A 22292-nucleotide genomic window follows, 5' to 3' on the forward strand; every position below is an offset into this window, starting at 1 on the left:
GCGCGTTTCCGGGGCGCTCACCAGCCGCCTATCCTGACGCAATGACTGCCGCAGCCCTTGCGGACGACTGCACGTTCCCATTTCAAAAAACAAGACGGATATGAAGCCATGAGCGCACCCCGCACACTCTACGACAAGATCTGGGACGACCATCTGGTCGACCAACAGGCCGACGGAACCTGTCTTCTCTACATCGACCGTCACCTCGTTCACGAAGTGACGTCGCCGCAGGCCTTCGAAGGCCTGCGCATGGCCGGCCGGCCGCTGCGCGCGCCGCAGAAGACGCTCGCCGTCGTCGACCACAACGTGCCGACCACGCCGGACCGTGTCGAAGGCATCAAGAACGAGGAAAGCCGCATCCAGGTGGAGGCGCTTGCCAAGAACGCCGCCGACTTCGGCGTCGAGTACTATTCCGAAAAGGACAAGCGCCAGGGCATCGTCCACATTGTCGGGCCGGAGCAGGGCTTCACCCTGCCGGGCATGACGATCGTCTGCGGCGATAGCCACACCTCGACGCATGGTGCATTCGGCGCTCTGGCACACGGTATCGGCACGTCGGAAGTCGAGCATGTGCTCGCCACCCAGACGCTCATCCAGAAGAAGGCCAAGAACATGCTGGTGCGTGTCGATGGTCAGCTGCCGGAAGGCGTGACCGCCAAGGACATCATCCTGGCGATCATCGGCGAGATCGGCACGGCCGGCGGCACCGGCCACGTCATCGAATTTGCCGGCGAGGCGATCCGTTCGCTCTCCATGGAAGGCCGCATGACCGTCTGCAACATGACGATCGAAGGCGGCGCCCGCGCCGGCCTGATCGCGCCGGACGAGAAGACCTTCGAGTATATCGCCAACAAGCCGCGCGCGCCGAAGGGCGAGGAGCTGGAACAGGCGATCTCCTACTGGAAGACGCTGCATTCCGACGAAGGCGCGCACTTCGATCGTGTCGTCGTTCTCGACGCCGCCAACCTGCCGCCGATCGTCTCCTGGGGCTCGTCGCCGGAAGACGTCGTCTCGATCCAGGGCGTCGTTCCGAACCCGGACGACATCGCCGACGAGAACAAGCGCACGTCCAAGAAGCGCGCGCTCGATTACATGGGCCTGAAGGCCGGCACCAAGATGACGGATATCGCCATCGACCGCGTCTTCATCGGTTCGTGCACCAATGGCCGCATCGAAGACCTGCGCGCCGCCGCCAAGGTTGTCGAAGGCAGGACGGTCGCCTCGACCGTCAGCGCCATGGTCGTGCCGGGCTCCGGTCTCGTCAAGGAACAGGCGGAAGCCGAAGGCCTCGACAAGATCTTCAAGGCGGCCGGCTTCGAATGGCGCGAGCCGGGCTGCTCCATGTGCCTGGCGATGAACGACGACCGGCTGAAGCCGGGCGAGCGTTGCGCCTCGACCTCCAACCGCAACTTCGAAGGCCGTCAGGGCTTCAAGGGCCGCACGCATCTCGTCTCGCCGGCCATGGCTGCGGCCGCCGCGATCGCCGGCCACTTCGTCGATATCCGCGACTGGAAGTAAGCGGCGAAAGCCTGATCACATTGAAAGGGCCGTCCTTCGGGGCGGCCTTTTTGCATGTCAGAGGCCGGCGCGAAAGGCTTCCACGACAATCAGTGCTCCGCCGAAAATGACGACGGCGTCGAGGAGGTAGACGTGGTGGAGGTCGGACATGCGCCGGGTCAGCCGCCTTGCAACGAAGGCGCCCGGGATTGCGCAGACGCCGATGACGATCGACATGATCCACATGGCGGACGGCAGGAAGCCTGAAGCCTGGAAAACAGCCGTCTTGGCGATGCCGAGCAGGAAGGACACGCCGGCATCGGTGGCGATCACCGATGCACCGCTCAGGCCCGCGGCAAGGAGGATGGAAATCAGGAAGACGCCGGACCCGGCGGTGCCTCCGACCATCAATCCGAAGCCGGCACTTGCCGCTGCCAGGCCGGCCGGCGGCAGAACGGCGTTGCGGCGCGCCAGCACGCGGCGGGCCGGAACGAGGATGATGATCATGCAGCCGATCAGCATGGTGACCGCCGCACCCGACAGCCAGGTGTAGGCGTAGGCGCCGAGCGGCGTGAAGGGCAGGGCGGCGGCAAGCACCAGCCCGGCCTTCTTCCATTCGATCTTGTCGCGATAGGCCGCCAGCCGGCCGAGATTGGTCAGGATGGAGGCGAGGCCGATAACCGGCACGACTGCCTGTGCGCCAATGATCGGGATGAGGACGGGTGGAAGAAGAAGTCCGGTCCCGTAACCGGAAACGCCGCCGAGGATGGAGGCGAAGAAGGCAACGGCGGCGACCAGTGCATATTGATAGATGCTCGCGCCTGCCATTTCGGTCATGCAATCACCGGTACGAATCGATTGTCATTGCACCCCGATTACGCCGGATTCGATCCATCGTCCACGGCAAAAGAAAAAGGCGGCCCGTGGGCCGCCTTCTCCGTCATTCCATTTCGTCCGTTCGCTGTTAGCGGCGGTCGCCCATGAAGCGAAGCAGGAACAGGAAGAGGTTGATGAAGTCGAGGTACAGGGTGAGTGCACCCATGACCGCCTTCTTGCTGGCCACTTCGTTACCATCGGCTTCAAAGTAGTTTTCCTTGATCTTCTGGGTGTCCCACGCGGTCAGGCCGGCGAAGATCAGTACGCCGATGACGGAGATCGCGAAGTCCAGCGCCGAAGAGGCGAGGAACAGGTTTACCAGCGACGCGATGATCAGACCGAACAGACCCATCACCAGGAACGAGCCCATGGCGGAGAGGTCACGCTTCGTCGTGTAGCCGTAGAGCGACAGGGCGCCGAACGAGGCTGCAGCCACGAAGAAGGTCTGCGTCAGCGACGCACCGGTGTAGACCAGGAAGATGGACGAGAGCGACAGGCCCATCAGGCCGGCATAGACCCAGAAGGTCGTCTGCGCGGCGGAAGCGCTCATCTTCTGAACACGGAAGCTCAGGAAGAAGACCAGAGCCAGCGGAGCCAGCAGGATGACCCAGCGCAGCGGCGAGGTGTAGATGGCGACACCCAGGCTGGTCAGCATGATGTCGCCCATCTGTGCGGCGGCCTGGGACGGATCAGACGTCGTTGCCAACGCCGAAAGGCCGTAAGCTGCGGCACCGGTCAGCGCAACGCCGCCTGCCATCAGGTTGTAAACCTTCAGCATGTAGGCGCGCAGGCCCTGATCCACGGCCGTGTCGGCGCGTACGCCGGCTTGGGTCTGGAAATTGCGAAGATCTGCCATAGTTTTCCTCTCTTTGGTGAAGCCCGGCAATGCGTTTCGACATATGCGCCTTAAGCATTGTCAGCATGCGCCCGCGCGGGGAACTTTTATTTCACATCGAAATATGAGGTGACATTTCATCCGATACAAGACCTGATCACTCCGAATTTATCGGGGTGAGCCCAACCTTACCGATTTTTAATGCTCTGGTTAATTAAGCCCGACCTGTTTTACAGCTCCCGCAATACCGAAGCCGGCTTCTTTCCGAGCACCGACCAGGTGCCGGCGAGGCCGACGCCGATGGTCACGACAAGCGCGATGACGAGCGTCGCGATCGCCGCCTCCGGGAGGAAAACGGCGTTCAGATGCATGATCTGCTCGACCACATACCAGGACGCTGCGGTGCCGGCGAGCAGGGCGAAAACTGCGGTCGCGACACCGAGGATCAGATATTCGTAGGTAAAGGCGCGGATCAGCGTCGTGCGTTTCGCGCCCAGCGTTTTCAAGACCACGGCATCGTGGGTGCGGGCGCGATTGCCAGCCGCCAGCGCCCCGGCGAGCACCAGGATGGAGGCGACGAGCGCGAAGGCGGCTGCGGCGCGGATCGCGGTGGCGATCTGACCGGCGAGCTTGTTGACGAGGTCCAGCGCGTCCTTGACCCGGACGGTAGTCACTGCGGGGAAGGTGTTGGTCACCTCCCGCATGATCGAGGCTTCTTCGGTGCCGCTGGCGCCCGCATCCGTCAGCGTTGCGATCCAGCCGTGCGGTGCGCCGCGGAAGGTATTGGGCGAGAAGACCATGACGAAATTGATCGACAGGGATTGCCATTCGACATCGCGGAAGTTGGCGATCTTGGCGGTTATGTTGCGGCCGAGGACGTTGACGGTGACGGTGTCGCCGAGCTTCAGCCCCAAGTCGCGTGCTTCGTCCGCCGAGAACGACACGAGCGGTTCGCCGGCATAGTCCGGCGCCCACCACTTGCCTTCGGTCAATGTCGAGTTCTCGGGCAGGGCGTCGGCATAGGTGATACCGCGATCGCCGCGCAGAACCCAGCGGCCGCCGGGCGGCACGTTCATCTTTGCCACATCCTCGCCGTTGAAGGCCATGATGCGGCCGCGCAGCATCGGCACTTCCACGAGTTTGCCTTCGGGCGCTTTTTCCTTCACCAGCGTCCGGAAGGCATCGATCTCGCTGGCCTGGATGCCAACGAAGAAGAAGTTCGGTACCTGATCGGGGATCTTGCCGGTCAGTTCGCGGCGCAGATTGCCGTCGATCATGGTGAGCGTGACCAGAAGCGCGAGACCGAGGCCGAGCGACAGCACGACGGGGGATGTGAGCGCGCCGGGGCGGTGGATGTTGCCGATCGCGAGGCGCAGGGCCGGCGAATTGACAATCGGCGCGCGACGGGCGATTGCCGCAATGCCGGCGGCAACCGCGCGCAGGACGACGAAGGCGCAGGCTGTCGCGACGATGAAGACGCCGGCGATGAAGCGGTCGTCGGCCATCAGCAACGCCAGACCGGCGAGCGCCAGAAGCGAGGCGGTGGCAACGGCGAGATATGGCCATGAAGGCCAGCGGCGTCCCTCGAAACCCTGCTCGCGGAAAAGTGCGGTCGCCGGTATTTCCCGCGTCTGGCCGAGCGGCAGAATGGCGAAGGCGAGCGTCGTCAGGTAGCCGAAGACGGCCGCAATCGCCAGCGCTGACGGATAGAGCGCCGCTTCACCGCTGACCGGCAGGATGCCGGCGAGAAACTTGAGCGCGATGAACGGCGCAATCGCGCCGATGACGAGGCCGATGAGGACACCGACGGTGGCGATCATCATGATCTGGATGAGATAGATCATGACCACGACGGATGCGGGCGCGCCCAGGCACTTGAAGGTGGCAATCGTCGTGCGCTTGGAATCGAGGAAAGCTCGGACCGCATTGGCGACGCCCGCACCGCCGACGATCAGCGCGGTCAGGCCGACGAGCGTCAGGAACTGCGTGAATCGTTCGATATTGTTGGTGAGCGCCGGCGTGGCGTTGGCGCTGGAGCGGATCGACCAGCCGGCATCCGGGAACTTTGCCTTCGCGGCATCAATGATGCGGGGAAGGGGAGCGTGACCGGGAGGCAGCTTCACCTTGTAGGCCGTTTCGACGAGGCTCCCGGTCTGAACAAGGCCGGAGACAGACAGCGCCTGGCGGCTGACGATCAGGCGCGGCGCGAAGCCGAAGCCTTCGGAGAGGGCGTCCGGCTCATTGTCGAGGCGCGCCTTGATGACAAGCTTCAGGTCGCCGAGGAGGAGCGGATCGCCGACCTTGAGGCCGAGCCGGTCCAGCAGTATCGGCGCGGCAATCGCTCCGTAGCTGCCGTCTTTTTCCGACAGCAACTGCGCGGTCGGCTCGGAGGGCGTGGTTTTGAGCTTGCCGTAGAGCGGGTAGGCGTCGTCGACCGCCTTCACCTCGACCAGCGACTGGTCGGAACCGTTCGCCTTGCGGGCCATCGAGCGCGTGCCGGTGGAGACGGCGACGTCGCCAAGACCTTGCAGATAGGCAAGTTCGTCCGGCGAGGCTTCCCGGTTGTTCAGTTCGAAGCGCAGATCGGCGCCGAGCAAGTCGCGTCCCTGCGAGGAAATCGAGCCGGTGATGGCGCCGGAAATGGAGTTGACGGCGGCAATCGCCGCAGTGCCGAGCGCGATGCAGGCGAGAAAGATGTAGAACCCTTTCAGGCCGCCGCGCAGTTCCCGCGATGCCAGCCGCCATGCAAGGCCAAGACGGAATTTCGCCTGGTTCATGCGAGCGCCGCCTGGCTGTTGTCGGCAGTGACAGCTGAGGCGGCCGGTTCGATCTGTCCTGACCGCATGCGGATCTGGCGCGAGCAGCGGGCGGCGAGCGCCGGATCGTGCGTAACGAGAACCAGCGTCATGCCGCGCTCCGCCTGCTGGGCAAACAGGAGATCGGCTATCTGCCGGCCGGTTTCAGTATCGAGGTTGCCGGTCGGCTCGTCGGCGATCAGGACCGCCGGAGAGGGCGCCAGCGCCCGGGCGATGGCGACGCGCTGCTGCTCGCCGCCCGAAAGCTGGCCGGGATAATGGTGCATGCGCTCACCCAATCCGACGGCTGTCAATTCCCGCCGGGCGATGTCAAATGCATCCTTGACCCGGGCGAGCTCCAGCGGGACGGCGACGTTTTCGAGCGCTGTCATGTTGGCGATCAGGTGAAAGGATTGGAAGACGATGCCGATGTTGCGGCCGCGATAATCGGCAAGTTGATCCTCATGCATCGCGTGGAGAGCCGCCTCGCCGAGATGGATCTCGCCGCTGTCGAGCCTTTCCAGCCCGGCCATCACCATCAGCAGCGTCGACTTGCCGGATCCGGACGGTCCGACGATGCCAACCGATTCGCCTTTGGCAATCTTCAGGCCGACATTCTTCAGGACATGGACCGAGACGGCTCCGTTGCCGAGCGTCAGATCCGCGTTGCGCATTTCGATGATGGTTTCACTCACGATGCGGCGCCCTATATTGTTGCAAGGAAATCCGGTGCTCCAGGGCCCGAGATCAAAACAATCTAGGAAAGCCTCCATGTCATTTAAAGCCGCAATCGTTCAATTCCTCGTCATGACGGGCCTATTTGCCGGCATCGGCGGAGTGGCGGAGGCCAAAGAACTCAAGCTGGTCGGGTTCGGCGACAGCCTGATGGCCGGATACCAGTTGCCGGCAGGCGATGCCTATCCGGCAAAGCTGGAGGCGGCGCTGAAGGCCAAGGGCTTCGACGTGTCGATCAGCAATGCCGGCGTTTCCGGCGACACGACGCGCGACGGGCTTGCCCGGGCGGACTGGTCGGTGCCGGACGGAACCGACGGCGTCATCCTCGAACTCGGCGCCAATGACGCTCTGCGCGGCCTTGCGCCGGAGGAAACGGAGAAGAACCTGGTCGCCATGATCGAGCGGTTCAAGGAGCGCGGCATTGCGGTCATGCTCGTCGGCATGATGGCGCCGCCCAACATGGGCGAGGACTATGCCAAGCGCTTCAACGCGATTTATCCACAGCTTGCCGAGACCTACGAATTGCCGCTCTATCCGTTCTTTCTCGATGGCGTGGTGACCGTGAAGGGCACGCAATTGTCGGACGGGATGCATCCCGATGCAAAGGGCGTCGACATCATGGTGGAGAAGTCGCTCCCGCTTGCCGAAAAATTCATCAGCGGGATTCAGTGAATAAAAATTAAGGACTTGCGTACCATTTGAATGCATGATCGGTTGTGAATACCAGTCATAGATTCGGGGAGCTCGCCATGCCGAGACTGTTTACCGCCCTCGAAATTCCGCGTCATGCGGCAATGAGTCTTTCATTGTTGCGCGGAGGATTGCCTGGAGCTCGATGGATCGACGTCGAGAACTATCACATTACCCTGCGCTTCATCGGTGACGTCGACGGACGCACAGCCGACGAGATCGTCGACCGGCTGGACCGGATCGATCGGCCCGAATTCGAAATCAGTCTGAACGGTATCGGTTCCTTCGGGTCGAAGAAACCGCATTCGGTCTGGGCTGGTGTGACCCAGGCGCCGGAAATGTACCAGCTGCAGGGAGAAATCGAGCGCATCTGCCAGAGGATCGGGCTGCCGCCGGACCCGCGAAAGTTCTCGCCTCACGTGACGCTGGCGCGACTGCGCGCGTCCAGGCTGGACGACGTGGTACACTATCTTGCGGGGCGCGGCGATTTTCATACCGCGCCCTTCGTCGTTTCACGCTTCGTGCTGCTGTCGTCGAAGGAATCCGTCGGTGGCGGGCCCTATCTGACGGAAGAGGTCTTTCCGCTTCACGACCGGTTCCCGAGCTTCTCGACGAGCGAGGCGCAACCGGTCAAGAGCATGCTGTAGACCGTTTCGAAGCCATCCGCGCCGCCATAATAGGGATCGGGAATGTCTGACGGCTGGCCAAGTGCATAGTCGCTGAAACGGTGGATTCCGAGCCGCGGCGTTGCTGGCGCGATGCGGGCGAGGTGGTCGAGATTGTTGCGGTCCATGGCGAGGATCAGGTCGAAGGTCTCGAAGTCTTCGGGACGCACCTGTCTGGCGCGCTGGTTGGAAATGTCGATGCCATGCTTGCGGGCGACCGCGATGGAGCGGCTGTCCGGCGGGTCACCCTGATGCCATGCGCCAGTGCCGGCCGAATCGGCGGCAAACCGTGCGGAACATCCCGCCTCCTCAATGGTTTTCATAAAGATACCCTCTGCGAGAGGCGAACGGCATATGTTGCCGAGACAGACGAAAAGCACGTTGCAGGCAGTCATTTCACCGGCGGTCCCTTTGATCGTTGCGGAGGCTGCGGAAGAAGCGGGAGAACATCCATGAAACATGACAGACTGGAACCGGCCATGATCACATCGAAACTTGAAGGGCTTTCGGGCTGGGAGGTCAATGCCGACGGTACGGCGATCTCGAAGAGTTTCAAATTCGCCGACTTCACAGAAGCCTTCGCCTTCATGACGCGGATCGCGCTGAAGGCGGAGAAGCTCAATCACCATCCGGAATGGTTCAATGTCTATTCCAAGGTGGACGTCACGCTGTCGACGCATTCGGCAAAGGGACTGACCGACCTCGACTTCATGCTCGCGGCCGAGATGGATGACGCTGCCGGAGAGTGACGATTTCGGACGCTCGACGTCCGATTTCATTGGCAAACCTGGGCGAAAGTCACCATCTCAATGCCGAAACCTTCAGAAAGGGGGATTTCGATGGACGACATCAAGTATGGCGAAATTCTGCTTCCGGGCGACGAAAAGACACAGGATCGGCGCGAGAAGCGTGTGCGCGACAAATTTTGGCCGACGATGAAGAAGGCGGTCCGCCAGCTTCCGTTCGGTCGTGATGCGGTCGCCGCCTTCTATTGCGCGACCGATCCGCACACGCCGCGAAAGGTCAAGGGCATCCTGCTGGCTGCACTTGCCTATTTCGTCATGCCTGCCGACATCATTCCCGACTTCTTCGCCGTCATCGGTTTTTCCGACGACATGGCGGTGCTGACGGCCGCGATCGCGATGATCAGCGGCCATATCAAAGAAGGACATTACGAGGCGGCGGACAGGGCCCTTGCGGATGATTCCATGAAACCGTAGCGATGATGGCGAGAGTTTGGCCAAATGCGCCAAACTCTCGCCAGATTTGTTCTGTCTTTGGCAAGGAGATGGTAACGGGTCAGATCGCAAAGACATCCCGAACGGCCGGTGGGCGCGGCCTTATCATCTGACTTTTATCGTTCTCGTTGACGGTTTGGTAACCAGGATGAATCCAAAATGAGCCAGACCGCTTAACTGTCTGCCTGGGCCTCCGTTCCCGGGACCAAGATACCAACCGGCAGGAAATCCATGTTTGTAAGAAGTCTCACCGCAGCACTCTCGATCGTTCTCGTCACCGCAACCGGTGCGTTGGCTGAGAAGCCGACCCGTATCGACCAGTTCAAGGCTTGGGGCGCCTATTCCTACAAGTCGGGCAATGGCACGGTCTGCTACGTTCTGTCGGTTCCGACCAAGAAGGAACCGGCCAACGTCGATCATGGCGACAATTTCTTCATCGTCTCCCAGCGCCCCGGCCAGAACATCGCCTACGAGCCGCAGGCCATGATGGGATATACGCTGAAGCAGGATTCGAAGGTAAACGTCGTCATCGACAGCAAGACCTTCGTCATGTTCGTCAAGGACAAGGCCGCCTGGCTCGAAAACGCCGCCGAGGAGCCTTCGCTCGTCGCGGCGATGAAGGCCGGCACCAACATGACCGTCAAGGCGACCTCCCTGCGTGGAACCGCGACCAGCTATTCCTACTCGCTGTCGGGCATTTCCGCGGCGCTGCAGAAGATCGAAAGCTGCAAGTAGTCCCTGAAGCGGACGACCGTATTCAGGCGTTTCGGAAAGGCCGGGCTTCCCGGCCTTTTCCTTTGGCCGAGCGTCCCGAGCCGCGCCGGGGGTGACGGACTGGTGTTTTGGTGCTAAAGGGCGCCCTTCAAGGCCGCAGCCCGATGAGGCTGGCGACTGGTCGGCGGGAATTGACACCCTGATCCGCGACCGTGACCGGCCCGACAGCATTTTTCGAATTCTTGAAGAGACAGGATTGCCGATCATGAGCGGCGAAAGCGCAGTACTCGTATCCGACGTGGCAAAGACAGGCGGCCCCGCACGCTTCGGCATGGCTGAAAAGCCGATGCTGATCGGGCTGACGCGCGAGGAGATGGGCAAGGCGCTGGCCGAAAAGGGCGTTCCGGAGCGTCAGGTCAAGATGCGCGTGGCGCAGCTTTGGAACTGGATCTATGTGCGCGGCGTCTCCGATTTTGACGCGATGACGAATGTCTCGAAAGACATGCGCGAAATGCTGAAGGCGCATTTCTCGATCGCCCGTCCGGAAATCGTCGAGGAGCAGATCTCCAATGACGGCACGCGCAAGTGGCTGCTGCGGTTTCCGCCGCGCGGCGCCGGCCGCCCCGTCGAGGTCGAGACCGTCTACATTCCGGAAGAAGGGCGCGGGACGCTGTGCATTTCGAGCCAGGTGGGCTGTTCGCTCACCTGCACCTTCTGTCACACCGGCACGCAGCGCCTGGTGCGCAACCTGACGGCCGAGGAAATCCTGTCGCAGCTGCTGCTGGCGCGCGACCGGCTCGGCGACTTCCCGGATCGCGACGTCCCGCAGGGCGCCATGATCCCGTCGAGCGACCGCAAGGTCACCAACATCGTGATGATGGGCATGGGCGAGCCGCTCTACAACTTCGAGAGCGTCAAGACTGCGCTCCTGATTGCGACCGACGGCGACGGCCTGTCGCTGTCGAAGCGGCGCGTCACGCTGTCGACCTCGGGCGTGGTGCCGGAAATCTACCGCACCGGCGAGGAGATCGGCGTGATGCTGGCGATCTCGCTGCATGCGGTGCGCGACGAACTGCGCGACATGCTGGTGCCGATCAACAAGAAGTATCCGCTGAAGGAGCTGATCGAGGCCTGCCGCGCCTATCCGGGCCTGTCGAATGCCCGCCGCATCACCTTCGAATACGTCATGCTGAAGGGTGTCAACGACAGCCTGGAAGATGCCCGCGATCTGGTAAAGCTCCTGAAGGGCATCCCGGCCAAGATCAATCTCATCCCGTTCAATCCCTGGCCCGGCACGAACTACCAGTGTTCCGACTGGGAGACGATCGAAACCTTCGCCGAGTTCGTCAACAGCGCCGGCTATGCCTCGCCTATCCGCACGCCCCGCGGTCGCGACATTCTCGCGGCCTGCGGTCAGCTGAAGTCCGAGTCGGAGCGGATGCGCAAGACCGAGCGGCTGGCCTTCGAGGCGATGATGATCGCAGGCCACGGGGAGGACGACTGATCCCCTTTTTTTCGGTCTGCGAAAAAAATTGCGTCGGCAATGTCGATGTGAGCTTATCCTGTTCGTCAAGGCGGTGACCTGTGCGGCAGTCGCGCAGGCTGCTCGAACGGAGGTTCACCATGAAGTACATTGCCTTGATCTATTCGGATCCCCAGACTTTGCCCGCTCCGGGAACGGAAAATTTCGGCCGCATGATGGGCGGCTACGAACTCTGCAACAAGACTTATCATGCCGACGGCGTCTATGTGGCCGGCGACGCGCTGCAGCCGGCCAGCACAGCGACGACCGTCCGGGTGCGCGACGGCAAGACGGAGACCATGGACGGCCCGTTTGCCGAGACCAAGGAACAGCTCGGCGGTTTCTACATCCTCGATTGCCAGTCCCTCGACGAGGCCATCCGCTATGCGGCGATGATCCCGCACGCTGCGACCGGTTCGGTCGAGGTGCGGCCGATCATGGTGTTCGATCGCTGATGCCAGCCGGCGCGGAAGAATGCGCCGATGCAGTCTCGCGCGCGGTCGAACGGATCGCGCGCGAAGACCAGGGGCGGCTGCTGGCCGTCCTCGTGCGCTCGCTGCGCAACTTTCAGCTCGCCGAAGACAGTCTTCAGGACGCGATGGAATCGGCGCTCGTGCACTGGCGGCGAAGCGGGCTGCCGCAATCGCCGGCCGCCTGGCTCCTGCAGGCCGCGCGGCGAAAGGCCATCGACCGCCTGCGGCGCGCGGCCAATTTCGACGGGAAGGCCGGAGATATCGCCTTTCTTCTGGAAAACGCGATCACTGAGGCGAACGAGCGCCGGGACGAGCCGATCGAAGACGACCGCCTCAAGCTGATCTTTGCCTGCTGCCATCCGGCGATCGATCGGAAAACCTGCGTGGCGTTGACATTGCGGTCCGTCAGCGGCCTGAAGACGGAGGAGATTGCCGACGCGTTCGTCGACAGTCCGACGGCCATGGCGCAGCGGCTGGTGCGGGCGCGCCAGAAGATTGCCGCAGCAGGGATCGCCTTCGAGGTGCCGGGCCCAGAGAGTTGGGCCGAGCGGCTGGAAAGCGTCCTGGCGGTCATCTACCTCACCTTCAACGAAGGCTATGCCGCGGCCGGCGACCAGATCCTGCGCACCGATCTCTGCGAGGAGGCTATCCGGCTTGCCCACCTGGTGATGAGCCTGTTGCCCGGCGAGGCCGAGGTCGAAGGGTTAGCGGCACTGATGGCGTTGCATCACGCCCGCCGGCATGGGCGCACAGCGTCCGACGGAACGCCGCTGTCGCTTGAGGAGCAGGACCGTCGGCTGTGGGATCACGAAGAGATTGTCCGCGCCACGAAACTGCTCGATACCGCCATGCGGCGCGGCAGGGCCGGCCCCTATCAGCTCCAGGCGGCCATCGCCGCGCTACATGCCGAGGCGCCGGATTTCGCACGCACCGACTGGCGACAGATCGCACTGCTTTACTGCGTGCTGACATCCATGGCGAACAATCCGGTGTTCGAGTTGAACAGGATTGCCGCTATATCGTTCCATGAAGGCCCGCAACGGGCGCTTGCGCTGTTGAGGCCGATCGCGCCGGCGCTCGTTCAGTATCAGCCATTTCATGCGTTGCATGCTGATCTTCTCGTCCGCTCCGGACAGATCGAGGCGGCGCGTCTCGCCTATCGCAGCGCGATCGACCTGTCGCAGTCGAGCGCGGAGAAACGCTTCCTGGAGCGCCGACTTGCCCGCTGCGAGACGCCGTCCCTGCCGTCAGCGGGCGTGGGTGAAGAAGATCTTGACCGCGAAGATGGAGAAGACACCGGCAAAGGTGTAGTCGATCCAGCGCAGGACGCGGCGATTGGCCATCAGCCATCCTGACAGCCAACCGGCGGCGAGAATGATGGCGATCGTCACCGGCAGGGCGAGGACGATGAAATAGAAGCCAAGGAAGAGCAGCTTGCCGGTCACATGCGGATCGGAGGCCTGCACGAACTGCGGCAGGAATGTCATGAAAAAGATGACGACCTTGGGGTTCAGCAGGTTGACCCAGAAACCGTTCAGCAGCGCCTCCATGTGCGAACCGCGTCGCTCGACGCCGGCTTCCGCCGCCATGACGAAATTCGAGCCCTTGCGGATGGCGTGGAAGGCAAGCCAGAGGAGATAGGCGGCGCCACCGGTCTTCAGCACGAAGAAGGCGGCCGGCGATGCCACGATCAGCGCCGAAACGCCGAAGGCGACCAGGACCGTGTGGATGACCAGCCCGATATTGGTGCCGAGCAGCACCATGAAGGCGGCCGTCCGGCCATCCTTCAGCGCCCGGCCAATCTGCAGCGTCATGTCCGGCCCCGGCGTCAGCGTCAGCAGCATGCAGGCGGCGGCGAAGGTGAGCAGGGTGGGGAAACTTGGAACGAAGTCCATGGTTTGCTCTCAAGGTTCGAAGACGAAGCGCCCGTCTTACACCGGGCTCGGACGCGGGGGAAGATGGCGGCCCCGATCCTTGCCAACACCAAGCCTTCTTGCTATCGCGGATCAGCAATCGCCGCGTTGCGGCAAAGACATCATGCGAGGCCGATGTGCGCATCCTGACCGAAGCCTATATTCCGGAACTGCCGAATTATTACCGCGGCAAGGTGCGCGAGAATTACGACCTGCCGGACGGCAGCCGCGTCATCATTTCCACCGACCGCATCAGCGCCTTCGACCGCATCCTGACCTGCATCCCCTACAAGGGACAGGTTCTGACGCAGACGGCGCGCTACTGGTTCGAGAAGACTGCCGACATCTGCCCGAACCATGTCATCGACTATCCGGACGTCAACGTCGTGATTGGCAAGCGTCTCGATATCCTGCCGGTCGAGATCGTCGTGCGCGGCTATCTCGCCGGCACCACCTCGACATCGATCCTCACCCTCTACAAGAAGGGCGAGCGCACAATGTATGGCGTGATCTTCCCGGACGGGCTGCGCGACAATCAGGCGCTGCCGGCGCCGATCATCACGCCGACGAGCAAGGAATTCGACGGCGGCCATGACGAACCGCTGACGCCGGCCGAGATCATCGAAAAGGGTCTGCTGACGCAGGAGCAATGGGACACGGTTTCCGGCTATGCGCTAGCGCTCTTTGCCCGCGGGCAGGAGCTGGCGGCCGAACGCGGTCTGATCCTGGTCGACACAAAGTACGAGTTCGGCACCGACGAGAACGGCAAGATCATCCTTGCCGATGAAATTCACACGCCGGATTCCTCGCGCTACTGGTTCTCGGAGAAGTACGACGAAGCCTTTCAAGCCGGCAGGCGGCCGCAGAGCTTCGACAAGGATTTCATTCGCGCCTGGGTCGTCGAACGCTGCGACCCCTACAAGGACGATATTCCGGAAATTCCCGCATCGCTGATCGCCGAGGCCTCGAAGGTCTATATCGAAGCCTATGAGATGATTACGGGCAGCCCGTTCGTTCCCGATGACAGCTTCGAAACGCCGCTTGCGCGGGTTCGCGAGCATCTCCGGCATCTGTTCCCGGAATAAGGCATCCGCCCGCGGGCTGGTCATGCGGGCGATTGATGTTAGATTACCGGAAATTAATTGGCAGCCACCGATGTGACATGTTAGCGCATGCTTATCGGTCGCCGCGCAATATTTCGGGATTTTCATGAAAAGACGCATTTTCCTTGTTCTCGCACCGCTTTTGTTTGCGCTTTCCGCCTGTAGCGATTCAGGCGATGGCAAGAAGGCGGGAGGGCCTCCCGGCGGGCGTGAAGTCACGGTCGGCATCATGAAGCTGCAAGCCGTGACGGCTCCGGTGACCATCGTGCTGCCAGGTCGCGCTGTCTCCTTCCGTTCCGCCGACATCCGGCCGCAGGTTGGCGGCATGATCCAGGAAATCGCCTACAAGGAGGGGACGCCGGTCAAACAGGGCGACCTGCTCTTCAAGATCGAGGACGACACCTATGTCGCCGCCGTTGCGGAAGCCGAAGCGGCGCTGGCCAAGGCGCAGGCGAGCGTGCCTTCCGCAGAAGCGAATTACGAACGCTATCAGCGACTGGTCAAGAGCGGCGGGGCCACCGAGATCGCGCTCGACGAAGCCCAGGTGGCGCTCCTGCAGGCCAAGGCAGACGTCTCTTCGACACAGGCCTCGCTGCAGTCGGCCAAGATCAATCTGCAGCATACCGAAATCCGGGCACCCTTCGACGGCATCGCCGATGTTTCCGCCTTCAGCGTCGGAAACCTCGTGACGGCAAGCCAGAGCGATGCATTGACCACCATTCGCCAGACCGATCCGATCTATGTCGATCTTAGCGATTCGAGCGTGAACCTCTTGCGTTTCCGCAACTCACTCGAATCCGGGTCACTGACGGGCAATGTTCGTGAGGCTCCTATCAGCCTGACGCTGGAAAACGGCGAGCGCTATGACCAGACGGGGACGTTCGATGTGCCGAAGTCGACGGTGAGCGAAGCGACCGGCTCCTTCAGCATCCGCGCGTCCTTCCCCAATCCGAAGCGCATGCTGGTGCCGGGCATGTTCGTCCGCGCGACCCTGACCGTCGGCGAACAGAAGGGCTACCTGATCCCGCAACGGGCAGCGAGCCGCGATTCGGAAGGCAATCTGACGGCGCAATTCGTCAGCAAGGACGGCAAGGTCGAGACGCGGACCTTCGCCAAGGCCACCGCTTCCAACAACAGCTGGCTCGTCCAGTCGCAGATTGCCGACGGCGACCAGCTGATCGTCGAGGGACTGCAATTCATTTCCGACGGCATGGCCGTGAAGACCAAAGAGGTGACGCTGGACAAGGTCGGCGTCGCGCATGACGTGGAAGCGCAAGGGGACGGCGCCGCAGCAAAGCCGACCAAATAGGTCCTGACCCCGCTTTCAAGACGGCATTCCCATACAGGATTTTTGAATGGCAAGCTTTTTCATCAGACGACCGATTTTTGCCTGGGTTATCGCGATCGTCATCATGCTCGGCGGCGCGCTGTCGATCTATACGCTGGCCATTTCGCAATATCCGGACATCGCGCCGACGACGGTGCGCATTTCCGCCACCTACACCGGCGCTTCCGCCGATACCGTGCAGAATTCGGTGACGACCGTCATCGAGAATGCGATGACCGGTCTCGATGACCTGACCTATATGACATCGTCTTCATCGACCGGCTCTGCCTCGGTGACGCTGACTTTCGGCAATTCGATCGACCCGGACATTGCGCAGGTCCAGGTGCAGAACAAGTTGCAGCTGGTGGAATCGCAGCTGCCGGACAGCGTCCAGCAGAAGGGCGTGCGCGTGACACGCTCTTCGACCTCGATCCTGATGGTGGGTGCGCTCGTGTCGACCGATGGCAAGCGCACCTCCGCGCAGCTCGGCAACCTGATGTCGACCTCGATCGAGGATCAGATCCAGCGTGTTGAGGGTGTCGGATCGATCAATGTCTTCGGTTCGGGCTACGCCATGCGTATCTGGCTCGATCCCATGAAGATGTACAAGTACCAGCTGATCCCGAGTGACGTGACATCGGCGGTCGAGGCGCAGAACAAGCAGGTTGCCGTCGGTTCGCTGGGCGGCCTGCCGGCTGTCGAAGGGCAGCAGATCAACGTCACGGTTACCGCCCAGAGCCAGCTGAGGACGGTCAGCGATTTCCAGGCGATCATCCTGAAGACGGAAGCGGACGGCTCCACCGTCAGGCTCGGTGACGTAGCGCGCATCGAAATCGGGCAGGAGAGCTACGGATCGGAATCGCGCTACAACGGCAGCCCGTCCGCCGGTTTCGCGGTCAACCTCGCCACCGGCGCCAATGCGATCGATACGTCGGAACGCGTCGAAAGCGCCCTTGCCACCATTGGCAAGGGTCTGCCGAGCGGCGTAGAGATCGTCTATCCCTATGACACGACGCCCTTCGTCAAGCTGTCGATCGAGAAGGTCGTCGAAACGCTCGTCGAAGCGATTGTCCTCGTCTTCTTCGTGCTTCTCATCTTCCTGCAGAACCTCAGGGCGACCTTCATCCCGATGATTGCGGTGCCAGTCGTTCTGCTCGGCACGTTCGGCATTCTGTCGCTGACCGGGTTTTCGATCAACACGCTCACCATGTTCGCAATGGTGCTGGCGATCGGCCTTCTCGTCGACGACGCCATCGTCGTGGTCGAGAACGTCGAGCGCCTGATGGCGACCGAACGCCTGTCGCCCATGGCGGCGACGGAAAAGTCCATGGGCGAGATCACCGGCGCGATCATCGGTATCGCGCTCGTGCTGACCGCCGTCTTCATTCCCATGGCCTTCTTCGGCGGATCCGTCGGGATCATCTACCAGCAGTTCTCGGTGACCATCGTCTCGGCCATGCTCTTGTCGGCGCTGGTCGCAATCGTCCTGACCCCGGCCCTGTGCGCCACGATGCTGAAGCCGATCGACCACGACAAGGAACCGAATGCGCTGGCCGCATGGTTCAACCGCTGGTTCGGACGCGCCACCAACGGATACGGAAAGACGGTCGGCGGGCTTCTGAAGCGGCCGATACGGGTGCTTGTCGTTTTCCTGGCAATTGGCATCGGCTGCGCCGGGCTGTTCACCAGGATTCCGAGCTCCTTCCTGCCGCAGGAGGACCAGGGTGTCCTGATGACGATGGTCACGCTGCCGGACGGGGCGACGACAGATCGCACGAAGGCGGTCGTCGAGAAGGTCGAGAACTATTATCTGACTCAGGAGAAGGGCGACGTTCAGGCGGTGTTCGCGGCCCTCGGCTTCAGCTTCGGCGGCTCGGGTCAGAATTCGGCCATGCTGTTCGTCAAGCTCAAGGACTTCGACGAGCGCAAGGGGGCAGACCAGAGCGCGAGCGCGATTGCCGGACGGGCGATGCGATTCTTCTCGACGATTCGCGACGCGCAGGTCTTCGCGCTGCAGCCGCCGGCGATTCCCCGCATGGGCAACACCAACGGTTTCTCCATGTATCTTGTCGACACCGGCAATAAGGGGGTGACCGCGCTCAACAGCGCTGCCAACCGACTGGCCGAACTCGGCGCGCAGAATTCCCTGGTCAACTCGATCCGCGGCAATTCGAAGTCGCTTGAATCGCAGATGAAGATCGTCATCGACCAGGAAAAGGCCGGTGCTATGGGCATCAGCCTCAGCGAGGTCAATGCAATGCTGTCGACGGTCTACGGCGGTACCAATGTCAATGACTTCGACCTCAACGGCGACCTGAAGCCTGTCTATGTCGAAGGCGATGCGCCCTTCCGGATGCAGCCGGAGGACCTGAACTATTGGTATGCCCGCAACACCAGCGGCGACATGGTGCCCTTCTCGAGCTTCGCGCGTGTCGAATGGGTGCAGGGATCGCCTTCGCTGGCGCGATTCGATGGCACCAATGCCATTTCCATCAGTGGGTCGGCGGGGGCGGGCGTCAGCTCCGGCGCCGCGATGGACGAGATGGAACGCCTCGTCTCGGAGATTGACGGCGGCTATACCGTCGCCTGGGAAGGCATTTCCTACCAGGAGCGGCTTTCCGGCAACCAGGCACCTTATCTTTACGCGATCTCGGTTCTGGTGGTCTTCCTCTGCCTTGCCGCCCTCTATGAAAGCTGGTCGATCCCGTTCTCGGTCATCATGGCCGTGCCGATCGGCGTGTTCGGCGCGCTTGTCGCGGCCACGCTGTTCTCGCAATCCAACGACGTCTACTTCAAGGTCGGGCTGCTGACGACGATCGGCTTGGCGGCGAAAAACGCCATCCTGATCGTGGAATTTGCGCGAGACAGGCAGGAATCCGGCATGGGGCTGATGGAATCGGCACTGGAGGCGGCACGGCTCCGGCTTCGGCCGATCGTCATGACGTCGCTCGCCTTCATTCTCGGCGTGTTGCCTCTCGCCGTCGCCAGCGGCGCGGGATCCAAGGCCCAGAACTCGATCGGCATCGGCGTGCTCGGCGGCATGCTGGCGGCGACGCTGCTCGGCATCTTCTTCGTTCCGAGCTTCTTCGTGGTGATCCGCAAGTTCGCCGGAGCGAAGGCCCTGCGCAAGCCAGGTGTGGCAGATAAGTCAGCCGATCCTAATGAGTGACCCGATCGTCACCTGCCGGGATTGTATGAAACCGCCATTCAGGGCACTCTCTGCGCCGATAAGGCCGGGTGAGATCTCACGCCGGCCCGAGGGGTCATCAGCAGTACCAGAGTTGGAATAACATGACGCTTTCCATTCGTCGATTTGCGCCCTTGATGTTCGTTGCCCTGTCCGGCTGTATGGTCGGACCGGATTACGAGGCGCCGCAAACGCCGCTTCCGGTCAAGTTTTCCGAAGGCCGCAACGCCAGCATCGGCAATGTGAGCCTGAAGCCTTGGTGGACTGCGTTTACCGACCAGCGCCTCAACAGTCTCGTGGCGCAAGGCCTGGCGCAGAACCTCGACGTGCTGCAGGCTGTCGAGCGTATCCAGTCTTCCGAGGCCAGCGTCCTCTCGGCCGGGGCGGGTTCGCTGCCGAGCCTGACGGCATCCGGATCGCAGACCTACAGCGGCTCCGATGGAAGCTATTCCGGCCGGACGAACAAATCCACCAGCGAGGGCGGCCTGTCGGTCTCCTGGCTGCTCGACCTGTTTGGCGAATACCGCCGCTCCAAGGAAAGCGCCCGGGCCTCGCTCGATGCCGCCTATGCCAGCGCCGATGTGGCGCGCCTGTCGCTGCTGTCCGATCTCGTCACATCCTACATCGACGTGCGTTACTATCAGGAACGCATGGCGATTGCCCGCGACAACCTGAAGTCCCGCCAGGAAACGCTGGAGCTGACCAAGTTCCGCCTCGACGCGGGTGCGGCTTCGCGCCTCGACGTCGTGCAGGCCGAAGGCCTCGTCAATTCCACGCTGGCCGACATGTCGACGCTGGAGACGAGCTTCCGCAAGTCGGCCCACCATGTCGCGACCCTGATCGGCCTGCCGGCTGCCTCGCTCGTCTCCGATCTGTCGAAGTCGAGCGGCCAGCCGGTGGCGCATGACGCAGTTCGCACCGGCATTCCAGCCGACCTCGTTCGCAACCGTCCGGACATCCGCAAGGCCGAGCGCGAGCTCGCGGCCGCCGTTGCCGAGATCGGCGTTGCCAAGGCGCAGCTCTTCCCGAGCATCAAGCTTAGCGGATCGATCTCGCCGTCCTACATCAAGTCGAATGGGGCCAGCGGCGGCATCACCAGCTGGTCCTTCGGACCGACGCTCAACCTGCCAATCTTCGACGGCGGCGCGTTGAGGGCCAATGTGCAGAGCAAGGAATCGGCTGCCCGCAGCGCCTATCTCGCCTGGAAGCAGACCGTGTTGAACGCGATCGAGGAAGTCGAAAACGCCATGGTGGCCTTGTCGCGCGACTCCAAGGCCGTCTCCGCATCGCGTGCCGAAGTGGCCTCCTATAGCGAGGCGCTGGAGCTGTCGACGGCGAGCTACAAGGACGGCGCGTCGTCGCTGCTCGACGTTCTCGACGCGCAGCGCTCGGTTTCGACCGCGCAGGCCAACCTCGCGCAGGCCGTCCGCCAGATGGCGGCCGATTACGTCACGCTCAACGTCGCCATCGGCGGCGGATATGCGGCGGGACGGCTCACCCAGTAAGCGTTTCTGCCGCGTGCCTCCCGGCATTGCGGCAGAAATTTGTTCTTTTCTCATTGCGATGCAGCAATCCGTCGGGCTATAAGAACACATCCCATATGGATCCGGTGCAATTCCGGATGGCTCTTCTGGCCGCCTATCCGCCAGACAACACCATTTCGATGTGCATGATGCCGGCGCGCTCCTAGAGCCGGTTCGCCATATTTGACGGACATATGAAAACACACTCCCCCTATTACCGCTCCTGGTTTGGCAACATCCGGGCCGACATCCTTTCCGGCATTGTCGTCGCGCTCGCCCTGATCCCCGAAGCCATCGGCTTTTCGGCGATTGCCGGCGTCGACCCCAAGGTCGGTCTTTTCGCATCCTTCGCCATCGCCTGCACGGCGGCGTTTACCGGCGGCCGGCCGGGCATGATCTCGGCCGCGACCGCCGCCACCGCGGTCGTCATGGTTTCGCTCGTCAAGCAATACGGCCTTGATTATCTGTTCGCGGCGACGCTCCTGATGGGCATCCTGCAGATCATCGCGGGCTTCTTCAAGCTCGGCAGGGTGATGCGCTTCGTGTCGCGCTCGGTGATCACCGGCTTCGTCAATGCGCTGGCGATCCTGATCTTCATGGCACAGCTGCCGGAACTGATCGGCGTACCGACGGCGACCTACTACATGATCGCCGGCGGGCTTGCGATCATCTATCTCTTTCCGCGCGTGACGAAGGTCATCCCGTCGCCGCTGGTGGCGATTGCGGTGCTGACCGGCATCTCGCTCTATTTCGGCATGAATGTGCGCACGGTCGGCGACCTCGGCGAGCTGCCGTCCAGCCTGCCGTTCTTCTCGTTGCCGCATGTGCCGCTCACCTTCGAGACGCTGAAGATCATCTTCCCCTATTCGGTGACGCTGGCGGCCGTCGGCCTGCTCGAATCGCTGATGACCGCGCAGATCGTCGACGACATGACCGACACCACCAGTTCCAAGAGTCAGGAATGCATCGGTCAGGGGGCGGGCAATATCGCCGCCAGCCTGATCGGCGGCATGGGCGGTTGCGCGATGATCGGCCAGTCGGTGATCAACGTCACCTCCGGCGGGCGCGGCAGGCTTTCGACCTTCGTGGCCGGCGCGTTCCTCCTGTTCCTGATCCTCATCCTCGACGATATCGTCCGGATCATCCCGATGGCCGCGCTGGTCGCGGTGATGATCATGGTGTCGATCGGCACCTTCTCG

At 62.3% G+C, this 22292-nt stretch carries 20 protein-coding genes and 1 other annotated feature (1 of these 21 running past the window's edge); of the genes, 14 read left to right on the forward strand and 6 right to left on the reverse strand.

What is annotated here, in order from left to right:
- Positions 1 to 108 precede the first annotated feature (108 nt).
- Positions 109 to 1518, forward strand: coding sequence for a 3-isopropylmalate dehydratase large subunit (gene leuC, locus ACU5AZ_RS11545; RefSeq protein ID WP_446822520.1), 1410 nt, complete (start codon positions 109 to 111; stop codon positions 1516 to 1518).
- A 57-nt stretch (positions 1519 to 1575) separates the two neighbouring features.
- Here the strand turns inward: leuC and ACU5AZ_RS11550 are convergent, their stop codons facing one another.
- From ACU5AZ_RS11550 to ACU5AZ_RS11565, 4 genes are all read right to left on the reverse strand, one after another.
- Entirely contained in the window at positions 1576 to 2334 is a 759-nt protein-coding gene (locus ACU5AZ_RS11550; RefSeq protein WP_446822521.1) for a TSUP family transporter, read from the reverse strand.
- A 127-nt stretch (positions 2335 to 2461) separates the two neighbouring features.
- A complete protein-coding gene (locus tag ACU5AZ_RS11555; protein ID WP_446822522.1) occupies positions 2462 to 3229 on the reverse strand; it encodes a Bax inhibitor-1/YccA family protein in 768 nt (255 codons plus the stop codon).
- 209 nt (positions 3230 to 3438) lie between these two features.
- Positions 3439 to 5985, reverse strand: a complete 2547-nt coding sequence (locus tag ACU5AZ_RS11560; protein WP_446822523.1) for an ABC transporter permease — start codon at positions 5983 to 5985, stop codon at positions 3439 to 3441.
- The gene (locus tag ACU5AZ_RS11565; protein ID WP_446822524.1) at positions 5982 to 6698 is read right to left on the reverse strand and encodes an ABC transporter ATP-binding protein; all 717 of its coding nucleotides are present in this window, start codon (positions 6696 to 6698) and stop codon (positions 5982 to 5984) included. The genes ACU5AZ_RS11560 and ACU5AZ_RS11565 overlap by 4 nt, the downstream gene beginning before the upstream one ends.
- Positions 6699 to 6774: 76 nt before the next feature.
- On the opposite strand from ACU5AZ_RS11565, the gene ACU5AZ_RS11570 reads away from it, so the two are divergent.
- Complete coding sequence (locus ACU5AZ_RS11570) at positions 6775 to 7410, forward strand: arylesterase (RefSeq protein WP_446822525.1); 636 nt, start codon at positions 6775 to 6777, stop codon at positions 7408 to 7410.
- Positions 7411 to 7487: 77 nt separating this feature from the next.
- On the forward strand, positions 7488 to 8075 hold the full coding sequence (gene thpR / locus ACU5AZ_RS11575; RefSeq protein ID WP_446822526.1) for an RNA 2',3'-cyclic phosphodiesterase: 588 nt from the start codon (positions 7488 to 7490) through the stop codon (positions 8073 to 8075).
- Here the strand turns inward: thpR and ACU5AZ_RS11580 are convergent.
- Positions 8015 to 8488, reverse strand: coding sequence for a low molecular weight protein-tyrosine-phosphatase (locus tag ACU5AZ_RS11580; RefSeq protein ID WP_446822527.1), 474 nt, complete (start codon positions 8486 to 8488; stop codon positions 8015 to 8017). The two genes, thpR and ACU5AZ_RS11580, sit on opposite strands and share 61 nt — an antisense overlap.
- A 57-nt stretch (positions 8489 to 8545) precedes the next feature.
- Between ACU5AZ_RS11580 and ACU5AZ_RS11585 the strand changes: the two genes are divergently transcribed.
- From ACU5AZ_RS11585 to ACU5AZ_RS11610, 6 genes are all read left to right on the forward strand, one after another.
- Complete coding sequence (locus tag ACU5AZ_RS11585; RefSeq protein ID WP_446822528.1) at positions 8546 to 8842, forward strand: 4a-hydroxytetrahydrobiopterin dehydratase; 297 nt, start codon at positions 8546 to 8548, stop codon at positions 8840 to 8842.
- 90 nt (positions 8843 to 8932) lie between these two features.
- Positions 8933 to 9313, forward strand: coding sequence for a YkvA family protein (locus ACU5AZ_RS11590; protein ID WP_446822529.1), 381 nt, complete (start codon positions 8933 to 8935; stop codon positions 9311 to 9313).
- Positions 9314 to 9562: 249 nt separating this feature from the next.
- Positions 9563 to 10066, forward strand: a complete 504-nt coding sequence (locus ACU5AZ_RS11595) for an invasion associated locus B family protein (protein ID WP_446822530.1) — start codon at positions 9563 to 9565, stop codon at positions 10064 to 10066.
- Between the two features lie 310 nt (positions 10067 to 10376).
- A complete protein-coding gene (rlmN, locus tag ACU5AZ_RS11600) occupies positions 10377 to 11549 on the forward strand; it encodes a 23S rRNA (adenine(2503)-C(2))-methyltransferase RlmN (protein ID WP_446825995.1) in 1173 nt (390 codons plus the stop codon).
- A gap of 119 nt (positions 11550 to 11668) precedes the next feature.
- Positions 11669 to 12022, forward strand: a complete 354-nt coding sequence (locus ACU5AZ_RS11605) for a YciI family protein (RefSeq protein WP_446822531.1) — start codon at positions 11669 to 11671, stop codon at positions 12020 to 12022.
- On the forward strand, positions 12022 to 13395 hold the full coding sequence (locus ACU5AZ_RS11610; protein ID WP_446822532.1) for an RNA polymerase sigma factor: 1374 nt from the start codon (positions 12022 to 12024) through the stop codon (positions 13393 to 13395). The genes ACU5AZ_RS11605 and ACU5AZ_RS11610 overlap by 1 nt, the downstream gene beginning before the upstream one ends.
- On the opposite strand, the gene ACU5AZ_RS11615 is transcribed toward ACU5AZ_RS11610, so the two are convergent.
- Positions 13288 to 13935 (reverse strand): LysE family translocator, encoded by a 648-nt coding sequence (locus tag ACU5AZ_RS11615; RefSeq protein WP_446822533.1) that lies wholly within the window; start codon positions 13933 to 13935, stop codon positions 13288 to 13290. The genes ACU5AZ_RS11610 and ACU5AZ_RS11615 overlap by 108 nt on opposite strands.
- A 155-nt stretch (positions 13936 to 14090) precedes the next feature.
- Here ACU5AZ_RS11615 and ACU5AZ_RS11620 point away from each other — a divergent pair, with 155 nt between their 5' ends.
- From ACU5AZ_RS11620 to ACU5AZ_RS11640, 5 genes are all read left to right on the forward strand, one after another.
- Positions 14091 to 15038, forward strand: a complete 948-nt coding sequence (locus ACU5AZ_RS11620) for a phosphoribosylaminoimidazolesuccinocarboxamide synthase (RefSeq protein ID WP_446822534.1) — start codon at positions 14091 to 14093, stop codon at positions 15036 to 15038.
- 124 nt (positions 15039 to 15162) lie between these two features.
- Positions 15163 to 16365, forward strand: coding sequence for an efflux RND transporter periplasmic adaptor subunit (locus ACU5AZ_RS11625; protein ID WP_446822535.1), 1203 nt, complete (start codon positions 15163 to 15165; stop codon positions 16363 to 16365).
- Positions 16366 to 16411: 46 nt separating this feature from the next.
- The gene (locus ACU5AZ_RS11630) at positions 16412 to 19552 is read left to right on the forward strand and encodes an efflux RND transporter permease subunit (protein WP_446822536.1); all 3141 of its coding nucleotides are present in this window, start codon (positions 16412 to 16414) and stop codon (positions 19550 to 19552) included.
- Between the two features lie 122 nt (positions 19553 to 19674).
- Complete coding sequence (locus tag ACU5AZ_RS11635) at positions 19675 to 21075, forward strand: efflux transporter outer membrane subunit (protein WP_446822537.1); 1401 nt, start codon at positions 19675 to 19677, stop codon at positions 21073 to 21075.
- 94 nt (positions 21076 to 21169) lie between these two features.
- Positions 21170 to 21225 (forward strand) — a sequence feature (sul1 is cis-regulatory element that is thought to sense ions involved in sulfur or methionine metabolism; They are found in Alphaproteobacteria).
- Between the two features lie 62 nt (positions 21226 to 21287).
- Positions 21288 to 22292 carry the 5' portion of a SulP family inorganic anion transporter gene (locus ACU5AZ_RS11640; RefSeq protein WP_446822538.1) on the forward strand. The gene runs 480 nt beyond the window's last position, so only the first 1005 of its 1485 coding nucleotides appear in the window; it begins with the start codon at positions 21288 to 21290; the stop codon falls past the right edge of the window.

It is taken from the genome of Rhizobium sp. PAMB 3182 (genome assembly GCF_052908355.1).

Bases quoted from the DNA above. Each gene is read 5' to 3' on its own strand.
- ACU5AZ_RS11580 (WP_446822527.1), bottom strand. From the start codon at position 8,488: ATGACTGCCTGCAACGTGCTTTTCGTCTGTCTCGGCAACATATGCCGT.
- ACU5AZ_RS11635 (WP_446822537.1), top strand. From the start codon at position 19,675: ATGACGCTTTCCATTCGTCGATTTGCGCCCTTGATGTTCGTTGCCCTG.
- ACU5AZ_RS11610 (WP_446822532.1), top strand. From the start codon at position 12,022: ATGCCAGCCGGCGCGGAAGAATGCGCCGATGCAGTCTCGCGCGCGGTC.
- ACU5AZ_RS11555 (WP_446822522.1), bottom strand. From the start codon at position 3,229: ATGGCAGATCTTCGCAATTTCCAGACCCAAGCCGGCGTACGCGCCGAC.
- ACU5AZ_RS11570 (WP_446822525.1), top strand. From the start codon at position 6,775: ATGTCATTTAAAGCCGCAATCGTTCAATTCCTCGTCATGACGGGCCTA.
- ACU5AZ_RS11550 (WP_446822521.1), bottom strand. From the start codon at position 2,334: ATGACCGAAATGGCAGGCGCGAGCATCTATCAATATGCACTGGTCGCC.
- leuC (WP_446822520.1), top strand. From the start codon at position 109: ATGAGCGCACCCCGCACACTCTACGACAAGATCTGGGACGACCATCTG.
- ACU5AZ_RS11615 (WP_446822533.1), bottom strand. From the start codon at position 13,935: ATGGACTTCGTTCCAAGTTTCCCCACCCTGCTCACCTTCGCCGCCGCC.
- ACU5AZ_RS11625 (WP_446822535.1), top strand. From the start codon at position 15,163: ATGAAAAGACGCATTTTCCTTGTTCTCGCACCGCTTTTGTTTGCGCTT.
- ACU5AZ_RS11560 (WP_446822523.1), bottom strand. From the start codon at position 5,985: ATGAACCAGGCGAAATTCCGTCTTGGCCTTGCATGGCGGCTGGCATCG.
- ACU5AZ_RS11605 (WP_446822531.1), top strand. From the start codon at position 11,669: ATGAAGTACATTGCCTTGATCTATTCGGATCCCCAGACTTTGCCCGCT.
- ACU5AZ_RS11595 (WP_446822530.1), top strand. From the start codon at position 9,563: ATGTTTGTAAGAAGTCTCACCGCAGCACTCTCGATCGTTCTCGTCACC.
- ACU5AZ_RS11630 (WP_446822536.1), top strand. From the start codon at position 16,412: ATGGCAAGCTTTTTCATCAGACGACCGATTTTTGCCTGGGTTATCGCG.
- ACU5AZ_RS11585 (WP_446822528.1), top strand. From the start codon at position 8,546: ATGAAACATGACAGACTGGAACCGGCCATGATCACATCGAAACTTGAA.
- ACU5AZ_RS11590 (WP_446822529.1), top strand. From the start codon at position 8,933: ATGGACGACATCAAGTATGGCGAAATTCTGCTTCCGGGCGACGAAAAG.
- thpR (WP_446822526.1), top strand. From the start codon at position 7,488: ATGCCGAGACTGTTTACCGCCCTCGAAATTCCGCGTCATGCGGCAATG.
- rlmN (WP_446825995.1), top strand. From the start codon at position 10,377: ATGGCTGAAAAGCCGATGCTGATCGGGCTGACGCGCGAGGAGATGGGC.